Here is a 20,180-nt window from a genome sequence, read left to right as displayed (position 1 = left end):
TTCCGGGCCATAAATCCAGGAATGAATAAAGTGAATAAGCCCGGCTGTATAAATAGCCGTAATTTAGTAAAGCGCAGTATTCACTGCCGGCAACCAATAACCAAACTATGAATGCGCTCGGAAAGTCTGTTAAAAGAGTGTATGTACTCTTATTCGCCCGGAAGGTTTTTTATCCCGTGAATCTCTTCTTGTATAAGCTCAGTATGTTCGGGTTGGGAATCAGGAATCATGAAAATGATACCGTATCCGGAGAGAAGGCGTTTATTAAATTCCTGAAGGCCCGCCGCAAGCTGGATACCGGCGTGATCATGGACGTTGGCGCCAACATGGGCAACTATTCAGTGATGCTGAGAAAGAACGGCATCACGCTCCCGATCTTTGCTTTTGAGCCACACCCTGTGGCGTTCCGCAAGCTAAGCGCGGCGGCAGCAACCCACCATTTCACCGCTGTTCCTCAGGGCGCCGGCGAGGAGAGTAGCATGGCTACTATTTACGACTACCAGGGCGATGGCGGCTCAGAGCATGCCAGCATGTATAAAGGGGTGATAGAACATCTTCATAAGGGCACCGCGGAAGAAGTGTCCATTGATCTCACTACCATCGACGAATTTGTAGCACAGCAGGAAATATCCAGGATAGCCTTACTGAAGATAGATACAGAAGGACACGAACTGAGTGTGCTGAAAGGCGCCCGCCAAACTATTGCCCGCGGACTGGCAGATGTGATACAGGTGGAGTTCAACGAAATGAATATTATCTCCAGGACCTTTTTTAAGGATATTGTAGACATATTGCCGGGCTATGAATTTTACCGCTTATTACCCGACGGACTCAAAGCCCTGGGAGCATACAACAGCACCAGCTATGAAATATTTTCCTTCCAGAATATTGTGGCCCTGAGGAAGCTCCAGCGTTAATACGCATTTTTATCTCCCTTGATCATATTCATCAATGTCTGGAAAATGATCTGGCAGTCGAGCCAGAAGCTATAGTTTTCAATATACCACAGGTCAAAGTCAACCCGTTTCTGCATCTGCCCTGATATCCTCGTTTCCCCCCTGCAGCCATTCACCTGCGCCCAGCCTGTAATGCCCGGCTTTACCACATGCCGCAGCATATAATTTTGTATCGTGTTTTTAGATTCCTGGTGTAAAGGAATGGGATGGGGGCGGGGTCCCACCAGCGACATATCTCCCATCAACACATTAAAAAACTGCGGCAGCTCATCGAGATTGGTTTTGCGGAGAAACCGGCCCACAGCAGTAATCCGGGAGTCGTTCCGGGTAGCCTGGAGGTATCGCCCGTTTGCATCCACTACATCACTGTTCATGGTCATGGACCGGAACTTATAACAGGTGATTTTTTTGTTCTTCAGTCCCCACCGTTCCTGTTTGAACAGCACCGGCCCCGGCGACGATAGCTTGACCAGTATACTGATGAGCGGAAACAACCAGCTGAATACCGTAATAAAGAGGATGGTAGTAAAGCAAAGCTCAAAAAGGCGCTTGAACCGCTGCTTCGCCAGGTCATCCAGCGGAGAAGTACGGATCGTCAGCAGCGGGAATTTACCAAAGAAATTCATGCTGGCGGTAGAGGTGCAGAAGCGGTGGCAGTCTGCAATGATCCTTACCCGTTTGGCTTCCTTCTCACTGGTGATAATAATTTTTTCCATCTCCGTATTAGGGTCCGGCAGGGCTACAATCACATCGTCTATCTCATGACTTTCCAGGATCCTCGTGAGGTCCGATATTTTGCCCAGGTACTGCCCGTTCAGGTAAGGATTGGTTTGTTCATCCACAAAGCCAACGCACCGGTAACCGAAATGATCGTTGGATAAAATGGTTTTATAGAATTTCATGCCGGTATCGCCGGTACCTACTATGAGTATGTTTTTTATGTTGTAACCGTTTGACCGCAACCGGAGCAAAGATTGTTTGACCATGAACTTAACCACGGTAATACTTACAAAATTGAGGAAAGCATACAGCAAGGTGAACGTTCTCGGATAGGGATAATATTTAAAGCAGTAGAAGAACAGGAAGGTGAAGAAACAGGCATGCAACAATGCTGTTTTAAGAATGGCAATAAACTCATAGGAAAACGACCTCGTTCTGAATTCGTCGTATAAATGAAGCGACATGCCAATGATGGTCCAGGCCGTAATGCTGATGCAGAGCAATAGCAGGTTAAAGCCGGAGAAGAATACATCTCCCAAACCCGCAATATATTCACGGGTGCCCAGAAAAGCCAGTATCAGCACTACATAATCGATCAGGAGTCTCAGCAGGAAATTAATATGGTTACCGGGTATCATAAGGTTCATAATTAAAAGATGATGGATAGTATGGGTGGCGCCGGTTATGAATGAGCATCTTTATCAGTTCAGGATGGTATTAAATACCTGAAGAAATTTGTTTTCAATATGTTTTATGTCGAAATGCTTTTCTGCATATGCCCGTCCGTTGTGTCCCATTTCCTGTCTTAATGTCGTATCCGTGAGCAGCTTTTCTATGTGCTGGCAGAAGCCCTGCTGATTATCCGGGGAAATGCAATAGCCGGCTTTGTTATCCAGTACAATGGCCGCGCTCAGGTTATCCGGTGGCATCGCCAGCACAATAGGCTTTTTAGCGCACAGGTAAGTGAGTACTTTCGACGGCACGGAATAGGCGCCCGCATCATTTTCCAGTATGGCCAGCAGGATATCCGCTGCGCCCAGCACCTGGCTCATATCCCTGAAATCCTGGAAGGGAAGGAGCAGCAGGTTGTCCAGCTGCCGTTCCTCTTTTTCTTTTTGCAGGAAGGCTGCTCCCAATCCTTCGGAGATAACAATAAACACCACATCTTTATGCGTAAGGAAATAGGCCGCTGCTGCCGACAGCATCGCCGGGTTGTGTTTTAATCCCAATGTGCCCGAATAAACAATACAGGTTTTATCTGCTACGTTGTGCCGCCGGGCCCAATCGTTATTTTTACCGGTGAGCGTTATTTCCCGGAGCGGCGCCCAGTTGGGAATACAGGTTACCTGCTCCGGATGCAATTTCCACTTGTCAAAAAGATCATTGAAGTCCTGTGTAATACTGATCACATGCGCACTTCTCTTCAGCAGTTTTGTTTCCAGGCTTTTAAAATAGTACCAGATGGGAAAGCTGATCATGCCTAACTTCTGGCGGGCAATCTGCCGGATGGCGATGGTGTAAATGTCCTGGCACCAGTACACAAATTTGATCCCTTTCCGGAGGCAGTATTGCTGTACATGTTGCTGTACAAATAACGGCGTTGTGCCGCTCAGTACTACGTTGGGCCGGAATGTATCCAGTTTGTTAGTCAGCTGACGCGCGTATTCAATTTCCTGTTTCCTTCTTTTTAAAAGAGAGTATTTGTCGAATTTTCCTTTGATCATAATAGGCAGCACGGTAAGCCCGGACCCTGACAGGTGAAGGTCTTCAAAGTTTCCTTTGGGCGACTGGAAAGAAACAGAGTAGGCATGCAATACTTCATGCCCGCTTTCCGCAAATTGCCGGCTAAGCTGTAAGGTAAAGGCATGGCCGGAATGGTCGTTCACAACAATTTTCATCCTTTCTTTCTTTTATATAAAAGGTCCATTTGCAGGATCTGCAATTTTTCCGATTGCAGGAAGCCAACAGGCGCTATAAAATCGAATCCCAGTTCTTTAACAAAATGGTGCATTTCATCAAACAGTGGCTCGCCATCATACATTTGAACAAAAGAGGTTTCAAACAGGAGGTAGTCAATTTGCCGGAGACTATGCAGCGCTCCTTTCAGTACTTCTTTCTCAAATCCCTGCACATCCATTTTCAATAATACCGGCGGGATAAAAGGCACTTTATGCCGCAGGTCGTCCAGGCGTTGTACCGATACCTGTATGCGGTTGGAGTTAGCTGTTTTGGGAAGCATGTTTTTTTGCAGGTCAGATACATGCAGGGCTGAACTGGCATGGGAATACGCATTGCTGTAAAATTCCAGTGTCCCGGTGGAGTTGCCCAGCGCCATGTTGTAGGTGTTGATGTTAGCGAGCCTGCGGGTATTGCGTTGCAACAGGGAAAACACGCCGGGCAGGGGTTCAAAGGAGTGGATACGCGCCTGCGGGTAAAAGTGACTGGCAGCCATGGCAAACTGTCCCTGGTTGGCGCCTGCGTCTATAATTACGCCTAACGAGGGGATATAGTGCCGGCAGTTGTGTAGTATCTGCGTAGAGGCTACAGACGCACCTTTTTCCAGCAACGAAGTGAAACCCCTGCCGGATGTCAGGAATACTTTTACCGTGTCAGCAATTTTGAAAATAATACTCATGTCGAGAATTTGTAGTTCCAGCAATCTTTGTAAAAACCAATTGTTTCCTGTACGCTTTTATCCCATGTGAACTGTTGTACCTGTTGAAGTCCTTGTGTTATCAGCTGTTGCTTGAATGCGTCATTTTCCAGGGATCTTATTTTTTCTGCAAACAGCAGTGGATCTGCCTTGTCGGCCATCAGCCCGGCGGTTCCTACTACTTCGGGCATGGAGGTCATACTGGTGGTGACCACGGGGCAGCCCGCTTTCATGGCTTCTCCCGGCGGAAATCCGAAGCCTTCATAAGCGGAGGTATAGAGCAAGCAAAATGCATGGTTGTATAAAATATTAAGGTCTGCCTGGCTAACGGTCGGGAAGATATGATAACGGCCGGCCAGTTTTTCTTTCATCATATTGATCTCTTCTTTTTTCCAGGGCTCACCACCTATTACTACCAGGTGAAAGGAAGAAGGCAGCAGCTCCATGGTTTTTACCGCTATGAAAAAGTTTTTATAATTCCTGCGTGCACCAACATAGAGAATGAATTTTTTTTGAAGATCCATCTCCAGCGAACAGCTTACCGGCAGGCGTTTGTTGATGGGGTAGAAGTCGCAGGCAATGCCGTGATAGATTACTTTCACCTTTGCAGGATCGATGCCGGGATAAAAGTGGAACAGCTCTTTCCGGGTACTGTCTGAAATACAGATAATCCCATCGGCCCGCCTGATACCGTATGCTTTTTGCAGGGTATTGGCAAGGCCCCGCGGAAACTTCGACGCCAGCTTCCGTTCGTGTGCAAAGTCGTGTACCGTAAGGATGTTGAGGATATTTTTCTGTGGGGAAACCCGCAGGTATCCTCCATGAAAAACCGCCGCCGCAGGAAGCGGGTAGCGTACCGGGAGGTAGCGGAGGTACTTGCTGGGAATCCAGCTTTCCCGGATACAATTAAACCGGTGATAATCTATTTTCCGTTCAAAGATGTTGTCTGATCCCGGGCGTGCATTTAAAAAGCCAACCGATAACCCGCTGTTGCACATACCGGACAACAGCTCATACCAGTAGGCAGATACGCCACCTGCTTTCTGAATAGAGAATACAATATTGTCCAAAAATACCTGCATCATTGTATGATTAAATCCACATGTGTAACATCACCGGGTTACCGGAGATGTAATGAATCCCTTTTACGAGGTGGTTGTACTCCGGTACTACCCCTTTTATCAGGGCTATCAGCGTTTCATAATTTTGTCCTTCATGATAAGTGGTGATGGCTATTTTGGGTTTGCTGGCCCTGATAGTTTCCAACGCGCCGCGGATCATGTTTTCCTCGAATCCTTCAATGTCTGCCTTCAGGTAATCTATGCGGATACCCTTTTCTGCAAAGAGGCTGTCGAGCGTTACTACTTCCACTTCCACCGCGTTCCCGTTGTTGTTGTGCTGGCCGATAGTACCATTCAGTACCGTATCGTTGGAGGCCATGTTGATGTACGCCTTCTGGCAGGTATCTCCCGCTGCTACCGGCAGAATCACCACTTTGCTTTTTTGCCGGAACAGTTGTTGAAGGGAATCCACGAACAGGGGTAAGGGTTCCAGTACAAAAATGCGGCTGGCGGTGTGCTGGTGTTTGAATGCAAAGAAGCCTTCCGCGCTGCCACAGTCAACCACCACATCCCCCGGGGCGATGGCTGTTTGCGGGATCTCATAGTAATGCCAGTGCCCCGGCCTTGCTTCTGCCAGGATCATCGCAAAGCTGTAATGCGGGGCGGACGCGGGGTAAATAAACAGGTCCTCGTAACCCTTTATCCGGTAGTAATTGTATTTGTCATCTTTATTTACCAGGGTAGCCTTTTCATTGGCAATGGCATACATGCGCGGCGAAAAGAGATGGTACTTCATTTCGCGCCAAGTTGTCCGCCGTCTTACCTTGCTGTTGAAAAGGTAATGATACAGCAACGACAGCCGGAACCGGATACCCCATAGTATACTACGTGCTTTGTTCATATCCTGTATCATTTATGGATTCGTTATCATATGCACACAGTAATGCCACTATTATCAGGAACAGGTCTATCTGGCTGAAAAAGAAACAAACAGCTACATACGCCAGGTAGCTGCGCTGAAAGGGCATAATATGCTGCCCTGTTTTAGTGAGTATCAGGAAGAAGAAGAACAGGGAAACAGCCCCAAATTCTGCCAGGATAAAAAACCACCGCATATTGAGATTATGCCCGCCAATGCCTGCTACCCGGTTCTGGTAACTCAGCTGTCCAAAGAAATAGCTCGCCGGAATAAAGGTGCTGTTTCCCGCGCCATATCCCGATATAACCAAATAGGGTTCATCCCGCAGGAAGTCGACCACCGGCAGTTCCATATCCCTTTGCAGCGGAATCCCGAGTATAATATTATTCTTACCCCAGATCTCATTATCATACCGGTAGGCAGATCTTTCGAAGAGGAGCTGGTATACCGGCTGGTTGCGGTTAGCCATGTAATGTTTCAGGAAGTATTCTTTTGAGGCAGCGATCGAAAGGAAAATACCAACGATCATACCCAGGGTACTGATGATCTTCCATCTTACTGGCATCAGTTTAGGGAGACATAAAAACAGGAGGCCGCCGGCCAGGATATTTATCCAGAAAGTTTGGGAAGAAGTGAGGATGCCTACAATGACCATTACAATGGCCGCTTTGTAATTCCTGTCCCTCACAAATAAAGGAATCGCTAAAGATAAAAAGGCGCTGAATATTTTGGGCTCTGCAAATAATGCCTGTACGCGTAACCCCAGCGGCCCGTTGATTTCCTGCAGCAGATACCGGCTCTGTAACCCGAGGAGTTCACTCAGTTCCACGCTCCTGAAAATAAGCTGTACGGCGATTTGTATGGCTGCAATCACACAGGATATCACCGCAATTTTTTTCATGGTAACTGTAAACTTCTCAAACGAAAGCTGCTCCCTTTCCTGCACTATTTTGGCGCCGATCGCAAACAATGGTAAGTAGGTTTTTATATAAAAATAAATGGGCTTGGTATAAAAAGCCAGCATTTTACCACCGGGGTAATTAAAGGGATCTTTGTACAGCTGTGTGATCAGGAACACGGCAATATTGGACAGGAGCGGAAGCAACAGCAGGAAAAGATATTCTTTCCGGATGTACTGTTTGCCGGTAAACAACTGATGCGCCTGTTCAATGAAAATGAAGATGCCAACAAAAAAGGTAGCAGTAAAAGTAGGCCCTATAACAAGCATGGTATATGCCTCCGACGCAAAGGCATACAGCAGCGTGTCTATAATAGAGATCCGCTTTTTATAATACAGGTACAGCAGTATCGCGGCAATGACCAGGGGCATGCTTTCCCTGAAACATTCCACGAAAAAATTACTGCTTTGAAGACTAGTATATCCTGTTTCCATATTATTTTTTACTGATCACGGGATGCGTTTGTATAAACTGTACAGCAACCTGTTGTTCTTTACTATTTTTTTAAGCCTGATAGATAGCCTGCCGCTGTTATATAGTGTGTTGATGGTATACTGGTCTGCTGCCTCATCAATATTGTTTTCACCGGGGTGAATGATATCCGTTATGGCGCCGTAGTGTATTTTCCTGAACCACCGTGGGGTGGAGCGGGTATGGGTGGCTTCTTTGCCGTAGCCAATGTTTCTGACAAGACTAATATTCGGCGTAATTACCCATCCCTTGCAAAACCATACTGTCATGAACCATTGGATATCCCAAGTATCTGTTTGGGCGTCGTATATGGATTGCAGTTCGGCCCGTAAAAAAGTATTGAGCCCGCTCCGGGAATTATGCTGGTAGCGGTGAAGAGAGAAATCGTAATGCTGCCACGCGCGGCGCCAGGTAGCCCACCCCCACACATGTGCGTAGCGGGAAAAGTAATAGGAAGCCATTCCCCGTGTAACGCCCGACTGGTAATTACTCCCGTTGATATGCATGACGGTGTTGTTTAACCGGTATCTCTCCAGCATCGCTGTACAGAAAGAAAAGAAGGTGGGATCCGGTACACAATCATCTTCCAGTATAATCCCTTCTTCTACTTGGCTAAAGAACCAGTCGATCGCCGAACTTACCGCCTTGCCGCAGCCCAGGTTATGTTCCCGGAACAGCGTTGTTATTTTACATGGCCAGTCGATGCCCTGTAAAACGGCTGTCCGCGTGGCTTCGCACAGCGCAGCTTCCCCGGGTCTGTCCGGCCGTGGACCATCGGCGGCAATAAACAGCTGTTCCGGCTGCAGCAGCCGGATCTGGCTGAATACAAACAGCGTTTGTTCAGGGCGGTTAAATACCAGTAATAAGACCGGCGTCTGTAACATTATTTAGTTGCCTCCAATGCAACGGCGTTATTAAATCTTATTTCTTCTTCTACCAGTTTAAACATGGCATCGCTGCTGTCATTAAACCCGCAGTGCCGTATGTTTTTAAATCCTGCTGCAGCCAGCTGGTGCGATAACGACAGATGATCCCACATGTACAGGTGTTCACGGTTACCCAGGGCCAGCTGTACCAGTTGCTTCATGCCACGTATCCTGTCGTCTTTTCCCAGCAGGGTTTCTTCCATGAAGCTGGTGTTGGCTTTTGGATCGTTATGCTTTAGCTGGTCAATATATCTCCTGGCGGCGCCTTCCAGGTCGGGCAGCACGCAGCGGAAGTACCCTCCTGGCTTCAGGATGTGAAAGGTATTCCTGAGCGCCAGGAGGCAGTCGTTATAAGAAAGGTGTTCCAGTACATGCGAGCAATAAATACCGTCACAGGAACTTTCTTTTATACCGGGCAAGCCTCTGAGGATATCGCCCAACAACACATCCTTATGAAAGGAAACATGCATCAGGGGTTTCAGCAGTTTACCGATCACGGGCATCTGCTGGATCCTGAGGGTGGGCGAGGAATCGTAATTTTTCCAGCCGGCGGGCGCCGAAAAGGGCCCGCAACCATATTGTACATATAACCTGCTTCCGGACATCTTAGGCGTTCATGTTTTTAAAGAAGTAAGTGTAATAGGTTTTGGCAAACATGCTATATCCTACCTGGTGCATAAACTGGCATAACTCACTGCGGTCTGTTTGAAGTACCTCAAATGGTGATGATTCTGCCAGTACATATGCAGGTCTGTATTTATTCCAGTTATTAGATCTCAATACCTCCATATCAAGGCCTTCGGCGTCGATGGTGATAAAATCTATGGCAACATTTTCCGGCAGGTATTTATCAAGAATATCCGCCAGTGGCCAGGTATCTACCTTTCTTTCACCGATCACCCGGTATTTGGTTAACTGTGTATATTCTTTTACTTTTTCAGGAGAAAAAGTACTTAAAGCCGGTTCATTAAAAATGAAATACGTGAGTTGTTGTTTTACTACCGAGACGCCTATTTCCAGGTTAATATCTTTGGGCCGGTGCCTGTTAAATAATGCCTTTGAACCCGGCAACGGATCTATGTTGATGCCCGTCCAGTTTCTCTTGTAAAGCAGGTAGGTATTGGATACCCGGAAGGGATGATGCGCCCCCACATCTATATAAACGCCTTTCTTTTTCTGGTCGAAAATCCTTTTCAGGATCAGGTCTTCTCCCTCCGAACTGTAGGCCCGCACACCGTAACTGAGACGGGGGAATAAGGTGGTGACTAATTTTACAGCGATATCTTTGATGCTGCTCATTTCGTATAGTTTTTTTGTTGTACGGTAACCAGGTTGATGGTAAAAATCCGCAGGCTGTTGTATACTTGTCTTATATCAGAAAATGCCAGTAAGGGATGAAACATTCTTATGGTAAGCAGGTATCCCTGGCCGCTTTTATCGAGCAGGAGCAACATGCCATAAACGGTGCTGTAGGCCGCTACTGTGGCAATGGCGGCGCCTATGCCGCCATATAGCGGGATCAGGAAAAAATTAATCCCTGCATTTACGATCAGGCCGGAAAGATTACCGTACAGGTATATTTTATATTCCCCTTCCACGAACAGGTACTGCACCATCACAATGCTCAGGAATACAGGGATCCCTGCCCAGATATGGATCATCAGCATCCATGATGCCGCCGCGTAACCAGGGCCATAGAGAAACGGAATGATGATATGCGCGGTTAATGTAACCATTACGGCAATGACAACGCTCAGCCAGAACGACAGCCGCAGCCATTTTTCCAGTGTTGCCAGGTAAGCGTTGTGACTGATCTTTTTCGTTTGCAGGAGGCTGGGCAGCATCGCCACGGATATCACCGTAGGAATAGCGTACCAGAGTTCAGAAATCCTGGCGGCGCCTACATATTTCCCTAGTTCAGCAGGGTTAGCCAATGCATCCAGCAGCACCAGGTCGATCTTCATAAACAACACCACCACGAGGTTGGAGAGCATCAGCGGCCAGCTTTGTACCAGCAGCGTTTGTGCCAATGCCGTATCAATACGCCAGGTAAAAGCCGCAGCATGACGGGATAGATATACCGCAATGATGATCAGGTACGTAACCACTAATTCTATTACGGAAGTCCACAGGAATGCAATCAGCGCACCATCCAGGTATACGATGAGCACTTTTATCCCGCAGAAAATGATAAATACCACTACTTTGGGGATGATCACCTTTTTGACATTATTTTTTGCCTGGTAGAAATAATCCAGTACATCAAAAGACTGCAAGAGGATGATGAGGGCAGAGAAAATGGTACAGTAAAGATAAAGCTGCTGATGCTTTCCGGTCAGCAGCACAATGCCAACGCTTACCGCCATGCACACCACGCCGGCAATGATCCGCATCAGGATCACAGTGGCTACAATAGTTCCCTGCTTATGTTCATTGTTGATCAACTCTTTCACGGCGAGTTTATCCATGCCCAATATGGCCACACTGCCGATAATAGTGGTGAGTGCCAGCGCATAGTTCCAGATCCCGAATTCTTCGGGACCCAGGTGCCTGGCAATAAGCGCCATGATGATAATGCCTGGGAAAAGTTTGCTGAGCTTATCAACCAAAAGCCAACCGCTATTTTCAAATAGTTTATGCAATGCGTTGTTTTATTTTTTTAACCAGTGACGACCACGTATGATTATGTTGTTTATTTTCTGTATATGAATAATGATCGTAGTAATAATAAGGGTAGAAAGTATCCTGCTCTATACCGTTAAAGATGATCCCGGTTTTTTTGAAGAATCCTTTCCGGATATTTTCCGATACCGGTATCAGTTTGGATTTGAGCGTGAAATTGTACCGTACTACAAACAGGGCGCAGTCAACCTGGTGTGAAATGCTTTTCGCATCAGACACGATACCGATGGGCGACATATCAATCACCACGTAGTCAAACAGGTCTTTCAGCTGCGCCAGCAGATCAGCCATGCGGTCTCCTTCAATCAGTTCAATGGGATTAGGCGGAATGGGGCCGGAGGAAACCAGGTAGAGGCCATCGGTACCGGGTACTTTTTTGATGATCTCCTCAATGGTTTTATTACCGATGATATAATTCGTAACGCCCACGTTATGATCCAGCCCCAGGAACTGCGAGAGCTTTGGTTTCCGGAGATCCAGTTCCAGCAGCACTACTTTTTTATTGCTTACTGTTAAGGAGTTGCCTAAGTGAGCCGACAGGAACGTTTTTCCTTCGCCCGATATGCTGGACGTAAGCAGGATGGTGGGCGTACCGGATACCCCGGTGAGCAGGAACTTCAGATTGGTACGCATATTAAACACCTGCTCCACCAGTACAGATCTGTTCTGGAGCGACATATCGCGTGCGCCTTCTTCCTGCTGGTAAATTTCTGCGATCACCGGCAGGTCGAACACCTGTTCTATTTCTTTTTTACTGAGTACACTTGGGTTTAAGAAATATTTAAGATAGATATAGGCGCTGGTAAGTACCAGTCCTGCTGCAATAAAGCCAATGAATACCAGTGATTTTTTAGGAGTAATGGGTTTGTCGGGAACAAATGCCGGCGCTATCACTTTATTGTCTACCACGTTACTCGCATAGGCGACCGATGCTTCTTCCTTCTTTTTCAGGAGATAGAGATACAGGTTCTCCTTCACGCCTTGTTGTCTTTTGATGTTAATGTATTCTTTTGCGTAGGTAGGTATATTCGCTATTTTGCCTTGTATCTGGTTTACCTTGTCCTGTGTTTTTCTTTGCACCACGCCGGCATTTCGCCTGTAACCGGAGATATAGTCCTTAATGGTTTTCCGGGTATCGGTAATTTGCGACTCCACATTTTTCAGGATGTCGCTGGTAGGTTTCAGCGAAAGGGAGAGCCGTTTCTTTTCCCGGAGCGCTTCTTCGTACCGGTTGATCATAGAAGTAAGTGTTTGGTCGATGTTGCCAAGCACGGGGGCGAAGGGGTAATCGCTGGCGGGGTTGCTGATGTAGCTGTCCACCTGGTCAAATACCGACAATTGCAGGTTGGCTTCACTGAGCCGGATATCCGCCTCCTTTACCTGTTCCAGTGCCAGTTTGGAACTGGCGTCAATATCGGTGATGCCTCGCTGGATCTTGAAATTTTCCTCCTGTTTTTCCAGCAGTCCCAGTTCTTCTTTTAAGGAATCCACTCTCACCGACAGGAAATGAATGGTTTTGAATGCCACTTTATTTTTATCATCGAGGGTATATTCGTTGTAGGCTTCCAGCAGGGAGTTGAGGAAGTCGGCAGTTCTTTCCGGAACGGGGTCTTTGTAACTCACCAGTATCACAGTGGCGTCCCTGTTAACGAGCGCAGTACCTATTTCCTCTATCTTTTCGTAGGCGTATTCCGGTACGGAATCCACCCGGATGCGGAAGGTATTAGCAGGAGTGCTGCCGGCGAGCGGGGAGAAGGTGATCACGAATTTATCTTTCGCCACGGTAAATGGTTCGCCGGGCTTTGCTGTTAACTGCAGGCTGGTGTCGGTGTTATAGTTCACCAGTTTTATTTTCAGCAGGTCCTTTTCCCGGGTTACATCAAAAACGTAGTTCCCTACTTTTGAGCTGTCGCCCAGTACTCGGAGGCGGAGCGGTGGTTGGTTATAGATCTCTTCATTCTTTACGGTTCCTTTTATATAATACCGGATATTAAAGCTGTTGCCGGCGATTACTTTTTCCACCAGGATAGGGGATTTCAGTACCTCCATCTCATTTTCAATATTTTTACCGTTGTTAAAAAGCGACAGTGATTTGAGGGCGTCCATTTCTTCTCCGCCGCCTTTTTTCTCATCTTTCAGGTACAGTTTGGCGCTCGACATGTATATCGGTTTTTTGTACTTGAGGTACAGCATGGCGCTGGTCACCATGGCCATAAGCACCAGGAGATATAGTGGCCAGTGAAAAACTATTTTCTGGAAAAGATCATTGAGATCTATAACGGAGTTCCTGTTGTTTGTCGTTTTTGGTTGATTCATATTACGGATCATTTACTTAAAATGACAATCGTGGTAATGAGTGATATCACGCCGATGATAGCCGGCAGCAGCTGTATTGTTTTGGATGTGGCGAACTTGCGGTCTGGTCCGGGCTTTACATATATAACATCGTTATTGCTGAGATAATAGTACGGCGACGAGAGGGTTTTGCTGTCGTTCAGGTTAATGGAAGCATATGTTTTTATGCCATTCACTTCCCGGATGATCATGATATCATCGCGTTTAGCCGTTACGTTGAGGTCGCCTGCCATACTTAATGCATCCAGGAGGGAGGCCCTTTCTGCGCCGATCCTGAAAGAGCCGGGACGGGCTACATCGCCCAGTACGGAGATCCTGAAATTTACCAGGCGGGTAGCTACATAAGCATTACGGACTGTTTTCTCCAGCTCCTGCGATACCAGGTCGTTGATGGCAGCAGTTGTTTTGTCTTTTACATTTATCTTCCCGATGACCGGCAGGGAAATATTACCGGTGCTGTCTACCAGGTATCCCTGTTCTATGCCGGTTCCTGCCGCAGGGCCGGAAGCCGCCACGTTGGGATTAAAGATCTGTGATACTTCTTTGTCGAGCGTGGTGATGGTGATTTGCAGGATATCACCCGGTTGTATTTTGAGCTGCTGCAGGCGGTTGAGGGAATCGGCTCCCGCCGCTGTGGCAATGTCATTAAAGTAAGTTAGTTTTTGGGTGCCCGCGCATCCGGTAATGATAACTAACGCCAGGATCAGTGGTAAGCTAAATTTCAATCCCATATATAGTGATTAATTTATCAATGCGGTATTGTATAAAATGACATGTGAATACAGGATTTTCTCCGGTAATTATTCGCTAAAGGTTTTTCATCAAACAGGAAGTGATGGGCCTCCTTCATTACGGAACTTTTAAGTCGTTACGTTTACATCAGCAATCGTTACACGGGTTTTATTCTTTTTGGAAAATCTGGCTCTGAGCTTGTCCTGGGCGGGCAGCTCGAAATAGTAGTAAGTGACCATGCTTAACGGGATCAGTAAAAGGAAAAACAGCATTAATGTAACTGGCGATCTTAATACAAGGCGGCTCATATGAAACCAGTCAACTACGAGAACGAATATTATCTGTAACGGGTAATGGATCAGGTACATGGCGTAGCTACAGTTGCCCAGCAGCGCCCATTTCTTGTTCAGCATACCTTTGATTGTTTCCCACATTGCCAGGGTAAGGATAGTGCAGGGAGATACAGCAAGGCGGAAAAAGAAGTTCCGGAGCTGGCCAAACAGGCTCATCGCGGTTTCGGTACTTGTACCGGGCATCACCTGGTGAAGCAGTTTTATCCATATGCCCTGTAAAATAGAGAATTGGTATTCTGCGAACATGGCTATCCATAGCAGGAGCGTGATGGTGATGAGGGACGGCAGGTATTTTTTTGCCCTGTTTTCTTTCATCATCCAAACGTACAGGTAGTATACAAACGCCCCCAGGAAAAAGGTAAACATGCCTTTCCCAATGAGAGAATAATGATATTGTATAAATGCGCCAAGAGGAATCAGCAGGAAGAGCAGCAGTTTGTTCTTTTCCAGTTTGAGGTAACAGATAATAAAAAACAGGAAATACAGGAATACCTCTACGGAAACAGACCAGGAAGGACCGTTAAAGGAAGGACCTTTCTCAAATCCCCAGTTTTGCATGAAAACGAGGTTCAGCAGGAAATGATAACCATCATTATATTGAATGATAAAATAGTGCCCGATATTTTTCAGCATCAGCCATTGAAGCACTCCCACCAGCACCAGGGTAACAAAGTGAATAGGATAGAGCCTGCTGACCCTGTAAATGATGAACTTGCGGAAGTTTATCTGCCGGTTGGCAATCCTCTCTGCATACAGCCAGAAGAAGATGAACCCCGACAGGAGGAAGAACAGGTCGACCGCCACCATCCCATCAGTATAGAAAATAGACAGGTATTTATACCACGGAAGTGCCGTTTTCTGAAACCCTCCCTGTACATAAACGTCGTTTGCGTAGTAAAAGAATTGCCAGTGATATAGGACCACTATCATAGCGGCGATACCTCTGATAGCGTCGAGGGCGTAAAAATGCTGAGGAGGACTTTGATTTGAAGTCATTAGGGAGTTTTCGATAGCAATATGATCAATAGACGATATCCAGATTCATTTCGACAGTAGTAATTTAATTATAATACTGATAGCTAGAAGCTTAACACAGATAAAGGATGAAATGGATATGACAATGTTAAAATGAATGAAATGAACAGAGGGGTTGGAAGGGGGGATGTTATATTATTGGACCATCTTTTAAAAACCCCCCGTTTCCAGGTATATACAACCATCATGAGAGGGCTATCTTTGTAGCTGATAGCAATCAGAAAAACAATAATCCTGATTAAGATAAACGGATGGACTTTCACTTCGGACCTTTTGGCGAGTATTTAATATACACGTTTTACTTTTGGTATGTTACCCTGCCAGCAGGGTTTTTGTTGCTATGGGCCTGTCTTCGTCGGAAAAACAGCAGTTGGGTAAGATGGTTTTCCGGCATTGGCGCCGCCGTGTTACTGTTTCCGCTGCTGGTAGCAATGTGGGTAATAGTGAGCGGATGGATCAGTGATGGGGAAAGCAGGAGGGAATTCAGGCAGCAGAAGGCGCTTCACACTTTCATATTAAAACAGCCTGAAACCGTAGCTGGTATTGCTCTTTCAACAAACGATACAGTTTATTATCAAACTGATTTTGATATGAACTACAGGAAACAGGCCCAACTGACGGATGTTGATTCGGTTCATTTGTCAAAGCCTACCCGCTTTTTCAATTTGCAGGTGAAAGATTACATAGGGGTTGTTATCAATTGCCCCGATACGTGGAACGTTACACTTGCGTATGATCAGCTGGTGTTTGGCTGGCCCTGCACCGGCAAAGCGGTCATCGCAACCGATAGTACGTTTGTTTCCGGAACACTGTCTGAAGATCATTTGGCGGGGGGCCGCCAGTTACCCAAAGGTGCGAAGGTGACATACAAAAGGGATTATGAGCAGCTAAACATCATTTTGCCGGATTCGGAGTTCATCACTATTGACCTGAAAAAAGAATAGCTGATTTTTTGTCTTAACTATAGCAATGCCATGCTGAACAGCCCATGCTGCACTCCTTTTTTATCGGCCAGGTAAACGCAGCAAACTTTATCACCGGGCAGGAAGCGGTCATCATCATGATATCCTGATACAATTTGCTCTCCAATACGGTACCAATATACCCTGGTATCTTCACTGCCATCGTTATCATAACGGGAAACAAAAACTTCTGTAATGATACCGGTAAGGACTATTCTTTGTTCAGCGTTTTGTACACGGCGATTGAAAACCAGGGTGAACCCTGCCAGGAAAATAGCAATCGCTGCAACGAAAAGCAGCATGCCTAACATTATTGCGGGTTCACGTGCCCTTTCAGAAACCATCAGGCAGATGCCAGATGGAATTGCGAGTGTGAAGAATAGTATTTTGATGGTGCGGCTGTTCCAGCGCATCATCAGGGTCGCTTTTTCTGCTGTGCCTGCAGGTCCGGCGATGCTGGTCGCTTCCTGCACATCTTTATAATGTACGTTCAGTAGTATATTATCTTGTACAGTTACGGGAAGCCATTCCAATATGATTAATGCCGCCGGCAAAAAAAAGCTGCCGGAAACATGCTCTAAAGGTCCTGGTGCAGCTACCTTTATGGTGTTATTGTCTATGGTATAAGTGAGCAGATGTTTATCTGCTGTCACCTCCTGCAGTGTACCCGTGGTCACCTGTTTCAGTCCCCTGCACAGAGCGGTCCGCGTTTGCCTCATCTTTCCAAAAACATTCACCAGCTTATAAACAAAAAAAGCAGCAAATGGCATAAAGGGAAGCATAAATATATAAGCCAACAGCCTTTCTTCCCGGCTGAATAAAATAACAAGCAAGGCTGACAGCAGAAGAGAGAGTACGAGCAAGCCGGCCCACTGCCAGGTTTTCCTGCCATACTTTTTCTGCCACCAGCGTACCAGTTTTTCATCGTCCGGACTAAGCGCCTGACCGCTGGAATTTATCATCATATTCTTTTCTTGTTTGATTCCTGCCTGCATATGGCCCCTGAAATTAAAGAGAATATACACAGGTTATTATACCTGTTTCCAGGGATATTATCAGGAAGCAATTGTGTTTATTATTGTGTATCATTACAGCCTCAGGGTTTAAAACAGCAATTATGCGTATGAAATTTATTTTAGTGGCATTGTTACTGGCTACAGGCATAACGCTTGTTGCACAGGATAATGCGGTTATCAAATCATTGTCTGTATTTAAAAACGGGCAATCCTTTGTGGTAAAAGAAATAACCGCCCAGGTACCCGACAGTGGCTTCCGGCTAAACAGTCTACCGGTGGCGTTATTTGGCACTTATTGGTTTGCCGGCACTACTAATCCTGTAAGCCGCGTGAGCAGCCGGGTAGAGCAGATAAATGAAATACAGGAAAGAAAAGCCAACAGCTTTTTAGAACTGCTGCATGCCAACAAAGGCAAGAATATTACAATTGTTGCCACAGATAATAATACTTACAAAGGCAGTGTGGAAGACTTTGACCTGCCCGAAGAAATTAACAGCAGGCTGCAGTTGCAGCAAATGCAATTAACGAATGAATACCGCGGGCAATACCAGTTTGACCGGCTGTATGCCCCGGCCAACCCCGTTCTTTTGCTGAAAATGAATGGTAAATGGATCGGTATAGAGCCTGCCACCATCAAGACAATTACATTTGAAGATAAGCCCAGTCGCACTACAACCGCGCGTATAGCCGTTCAAAAACCTGTAGTTACCATACATTTTGCGCAAAGCGGGCAGCAGTCCTTTACCATGATGTACCTGCAAAACGGATTGAGCTGGACCCCTGTTTACCAATTGCAATTAGCGTCTGAAACAGAAGCAACGCTCAACCTGCAGGCAGAAGTAAATAATAATGTAGAAGATATTAAGAATACGGATGTTGACTTTGTGATGGGGGTACCCAATTTTTCGCAGGCTACCACACTGGCTACCCTGCTTAACTTTAGCGCTACCGGTGGTACAGAAAACGCCAATATATACAGCAACGCCACACAAATGAGGTCGGATTACGCCAGGGACAGGATGGTGGAATCCGTTGTAATGCCTGAAGAGGCGCCATCGGAAAATAATGTGGCAGTGGAAAACGAAGACCTCTATTTTTATACACTGAAAAACATTAGCCTCCGCAAAGGAGAAAGGGCGCAATATCCGGTGTTTAAAAAAACGGTGAAGATCCGCCATTTTTATAAAACGGTATTGCCCGCATCTGTGATGAGTACCTACCGGACAAACGGCGATGACGATGCGGCATCAGAAGAAATGGAAGCCGCGAGTCATGCAGCGCGTAGTGCATCGCCCAACAAAGTGAACCACTTTGTTGAAATCTACAATAATACCGACAATCCATTTACATCAGGCGCTGTTTTAATCTTACAAAAAAATACACAAAAGCCCATTGCACAGGATGTGCTTAAGTTTACCGCCAAAGGCGCCTCTACGCCCATATTTATTACCACTTCGCCGGATATCCTGGTACAGGAAAAAGAAGCGCTTGTTTCGGTGAAAAAAGAGGCCAAAACGTATAACGGGTATAAATACACGTTAGCTACCGTAAAAGGCACCATTACTGTTGTTAACAGCAAGGGCCGGTTGGCCGATATACAGGTACAGAAAACAATAAGCGGCGCGGTTACTTCGGCCAGTACCAAATATAGCCAGTCACTGAACCTTGAATACAAAAACGATATCAACCAGGGACGGCAACTGGATTTTGAACTGGCCGTAAATGCCGGCGCAAAAAAATCATTCACGTATACATATGAAATGTATATCCGCGAATAAGGGGCTATAACCACGCCTGGATGTGAATAAGCAAACATCACCCTGTCCCATCCTGAAAAAACGCTATCTTATTTTAAGGGGCAAACCCAGGAAATGCCGCATAAGCAGCTTTTTCGTTAATTTGGTACAATATAATTTTACATTTCAGATAGGATGACGTTAGACACAGCAAGACAAATTGGTAGAAAGCAGGCAATCGCCGCTCAACTGGTGGCAATGATTATACTGGAGTTGATATGGTTTTTGGGAGAAGCAGGGTCCGACCTTTCGAACGGACTGATCTTTTTTATAGATGCGCAAATCAACATCGATATGCTGTTGTTTTTTGTGTTCCTTTTTTGTGCCACCTGGTTTTGGGGTGGCAGAGCCGGCATGGCGATTTTTGCTGATCCCCGCCGGTATCAGGTAACCGGAATTAAGTACAGCCTGCGAGTTTCCGGCGTAATGGTCCTCTATATATCGGTTATTTACGTGATGCATAATGGGTTTGATCCGTTATTTTATCAGGCACTTGCAGGCGCGGCTTTAGTGATAACCCTGTGTGTAGTAATTGCCTGGCTCTGGGCGTCCAGGCAGATGATGTTAAAAATGAAAAACTGATT

18 protein-coding genes are annotated in these 20,180 nt (G+C 46.3%); 4 read left to right on the top strand and 14 right to left on the bottom strand.

The window, feature by feature from the left end; genetic code table 11:
• Positions 1–203: 203 nt before the first annotated feature.
• Complete coding sequence (locus QFZ51_RS21645; protein ID WP_429048788.1) at positions 204–917, top strand: FkbM family methyltransferase; 714 nt, start codon at positions 204–206, stop codon at positions 915–917.
• Here QFZ51_RS21645 and QFZ51_RS21640 read toward each other — a convergent pair.
• The 13 genes from QFZ51_RS21640 to QFZ51_RS21580 all read right to left on the bottom strand — a co-directional run bounded on the left by QFZ51_RS21640 (position 914) and on the right by QFZ51_RS21580 (position 15,783).
• The gene (locus QFZ51_RS21640; protein ID WP_429048787.1) at positions 914–2,323 is read right to left on the bottom strand and encodes an undecaprenyl-phosphate glucose phosphotransferase; all 1,410 of its coding nucleotides are present in this window, start codon (positions 2,321–2,323) and stop codon (positions 914–916) included. The genes QFZ51_RS21645 and QFZ51_RS21640 overlap by 4 nt on opposite strands.
• 54 nt (positions 2,324–2,377) lie before the next feature.
• Positions 2,378–3,574 carry a glycosyltransferase family 4 protein gene (locus QFZ51_RS21635; protein ID WP_429048785.1) on the bottom strand — a complete coding sequence of 399 codons (1,197 nt, stop codon included), beginning with the start codon at positions 3,572–3,574 and terminating at the stop codon, positions 2,378–2,380.
• The gene (locus QFZ51_RS21630) at positions 3,571–4,311 is read right to left on the bottom strand and encodes an FkbM family methyltransferase (protein WP_429048783.1); all 741 of its coding nucleotides are present in this window, start codon (positions 4,309–4,311) and stop codon (positions 3,571–3,573) included. The genes QFZ51_RS21635 and QFZ51_RS21630 overlap by 4 nt, the downstream gene beginning before the upstream one ends.
• Entirely contained in the window at positions 4,308–5,411 is a 1,104-nt protein-coding gene (locus QFZ51_RS21625; protein WP_429048781.1) for a glycosyltransferase family 4 protein, read from the bottom strand. The genes QFZ51_RS21630 and QFZ51_RS21625 overlap by 4 nt, the downstream gene beginning before the upstream one ends.
• Before the next feature lie 10 nt (positions 5,412–5,421).
• Positions 5,422–6,291: an FkbM family methyltransferase gene (locus tag QFZ51_RS21620; protein ID WP_429048780.1), complete on the bottom strand. Its 870-nt coding sequence runs from the start codon at positions 6,289–6,291 to the stop codon at positions 5,422–5,424.
• The gene (locus QFZ51_RS21615; RefSeq protein ID WP_429048778.1) at positions 6,275–7,702 is read right to left on the bottom strand and encodes a hypothetical protein; all 1,428 of its coding nucleotides are present in this window, start codon (positions 7,700–7,702) and stop codon (positions 6,275–6,277) included. The genes QFZ51_RS21620 and QFZ51_RS21615 overlap by 17 nt, the downstream gene beginning before the upstream one ends.
• Before the next feature lie 15 nt (positions 7,703–7,717).
• Positions 7,718–8,623 (bottom strand): hypothetical protein, encoded by a 906-nt coding sequence (locus tag QFZ51_RS21610; protein ID WP_429048776.1) that lies wholly within the window; start codon positions 8,621–8,623, stop codon positions 7,718–7,720.
• Positions 8,623–9,270: a class I SAM-dependent methyltransferase gene (locus QFZ51_RS21605; protein WP_429048774.1), complete on the bottom strand. Its 648-nt coding sequence runs from the start codon at positions 9,268–9,270 to the stop codon at positions 8,623–8,625. The genes QFZ51_RS21610 and QFZ51_RS21605 overlap by 1 nt, the downstream gene beginning before the upstream one ends.
• Before the next feature lies 1 nt (position 9,271).
• Positions 9,272–9,964, bottom strand: coding sequence for an FkbM family methyltransferase (locus tag QFZ51_RS21600; RefSeq protein ID WP_429048772.1), 693 nt, complete (start codon positions 9,962–9,964; stop codon positions 9,272–9,274).
• Positions 9,961–11,307: a flippase gene (locus tag QFZ51_RS21595; protein WP_429048771.1), complete on the bottom strand. Its 1,347-nt coding sequence runs from the start codon at positions 11,305–11,307 to the stop codon at positions 9,961–9,963. The genes QFZ51_RS21600 and QFZ51_RS21595 overlap by 4 nt, the downstream gene beginning before the upstream one ends.
• On the bottom strand, positions 11,300–13,663 hold the full coding sequence (locus QFZ51_RS21590) for a GumC family protein (RefSeq protein WP_429048768.1): 2,364 nt from the start codon (positions 13,661–13,663) through the stop codon (positions 11,300–11,302). Before QFZ51_RS21590 ends, QFZ51_RS21595 begins: the two co-directional genes overlap by 8 nt.
• An 8-nt stretch (positions 13,664–13,671) precedes the next feature.
• Positions 13,672–14,433, bottom strand: coding sequence for a polysaccharide biosynthesis/export family protein (locus tag QFZ51_RS21585; protein ID WP_429048766.1), 762 nt, complete (start codon positions 14,431–14,433; stop codon positions 13,672–13,674).
• 129 nt (positions 14,434–14,562) lie between these two features.
• The gene (locus tag QFZ51_RS21580; RefSeq protein ID WP_429048764.1) at positions 14,563–15,783 is read right to left on the bottom strand and encodes an acyltransferase family protein; all 1,221 of its coding nucleotides are present in this window, start codon (positions 15,781–15,783) and stop codon (positions 14,563–14,565) included.
• Between the two features lie 290 nt (positions 15,784–16,073).
• On the opposite strand from QFZ51_RS21580, the gene QFZ51_RS21575 reads away from it, so the two are divergent.
• Positions 16,074–16,766: a hypothetical protein gene (locus tag QFZ51_RS21575; protein ID WP_429048762.1), complete on the top strand. Its 693-nt coding sequence runs from the start codon at positions 16,074–16,076 to the stop codon at positions 16,764–16,766.
• Positions 16,767–16,783: 17 nt separating this feature from the next.
• On the opposite strand, the gene QFZ51_RS21570 is transcribed toward QFZ51_RS21575, so the two are convergent.
• Complete coding sequence (locus tag QFZ51_RS21570) at positions 16,784–17,749, bottom strand: hypothetical protein (RefSeq protein ID WP_429048761.1); 966 nt, start codon at positions 17,747–17,749, stop codon at positions 16,784–16,786.
• A 158-nt stretch (positions 17,750–17,907) separates the two neighbouring features.
• Between QFZ51_RS21570 and QFZ51_RS21565 the strand changes: the two genes are divergently transcribed.
• Both QFZ51_RS21565 and QFZ51_RS21560 read left to right on the top strand, forming a co-directional pair.
• Entirely contained in the window at positions 17,908–19,578 is a 1,671-nt protein-coding gene (locus tag QFZ51_RS21565; RefSeq protein WP_429048759.1) for a hypothetical protein, read from the top strand.
• Positions 19,579–19,731: 153 nt separating this feature from the next.
• Positions 19,732–20,178: a hypothetical protein gene (locus QFZ51_RS21560; protein ID WP_429048758.1), complete on the top strand. Its 447-nt coding sequence runs from the start codon at positions 19,732–19,734 to the stop codon at positions 20,176–20,178.
• Positions 20,179–20,180 lie beyond the last annotated feature (2 nt).

The organism is Chitinophaga sp. W3I9, from assembly GCF_050434025.1.
Taxonomy (GTDB): Bacteria; Bacteroidota; Bacteroidia; order Chitinophagales; family Chitinophagaceae; genus Chitinophaga.
This window is presented reverse-complemented; position numbering and strand designations above follow the sequence as displayed.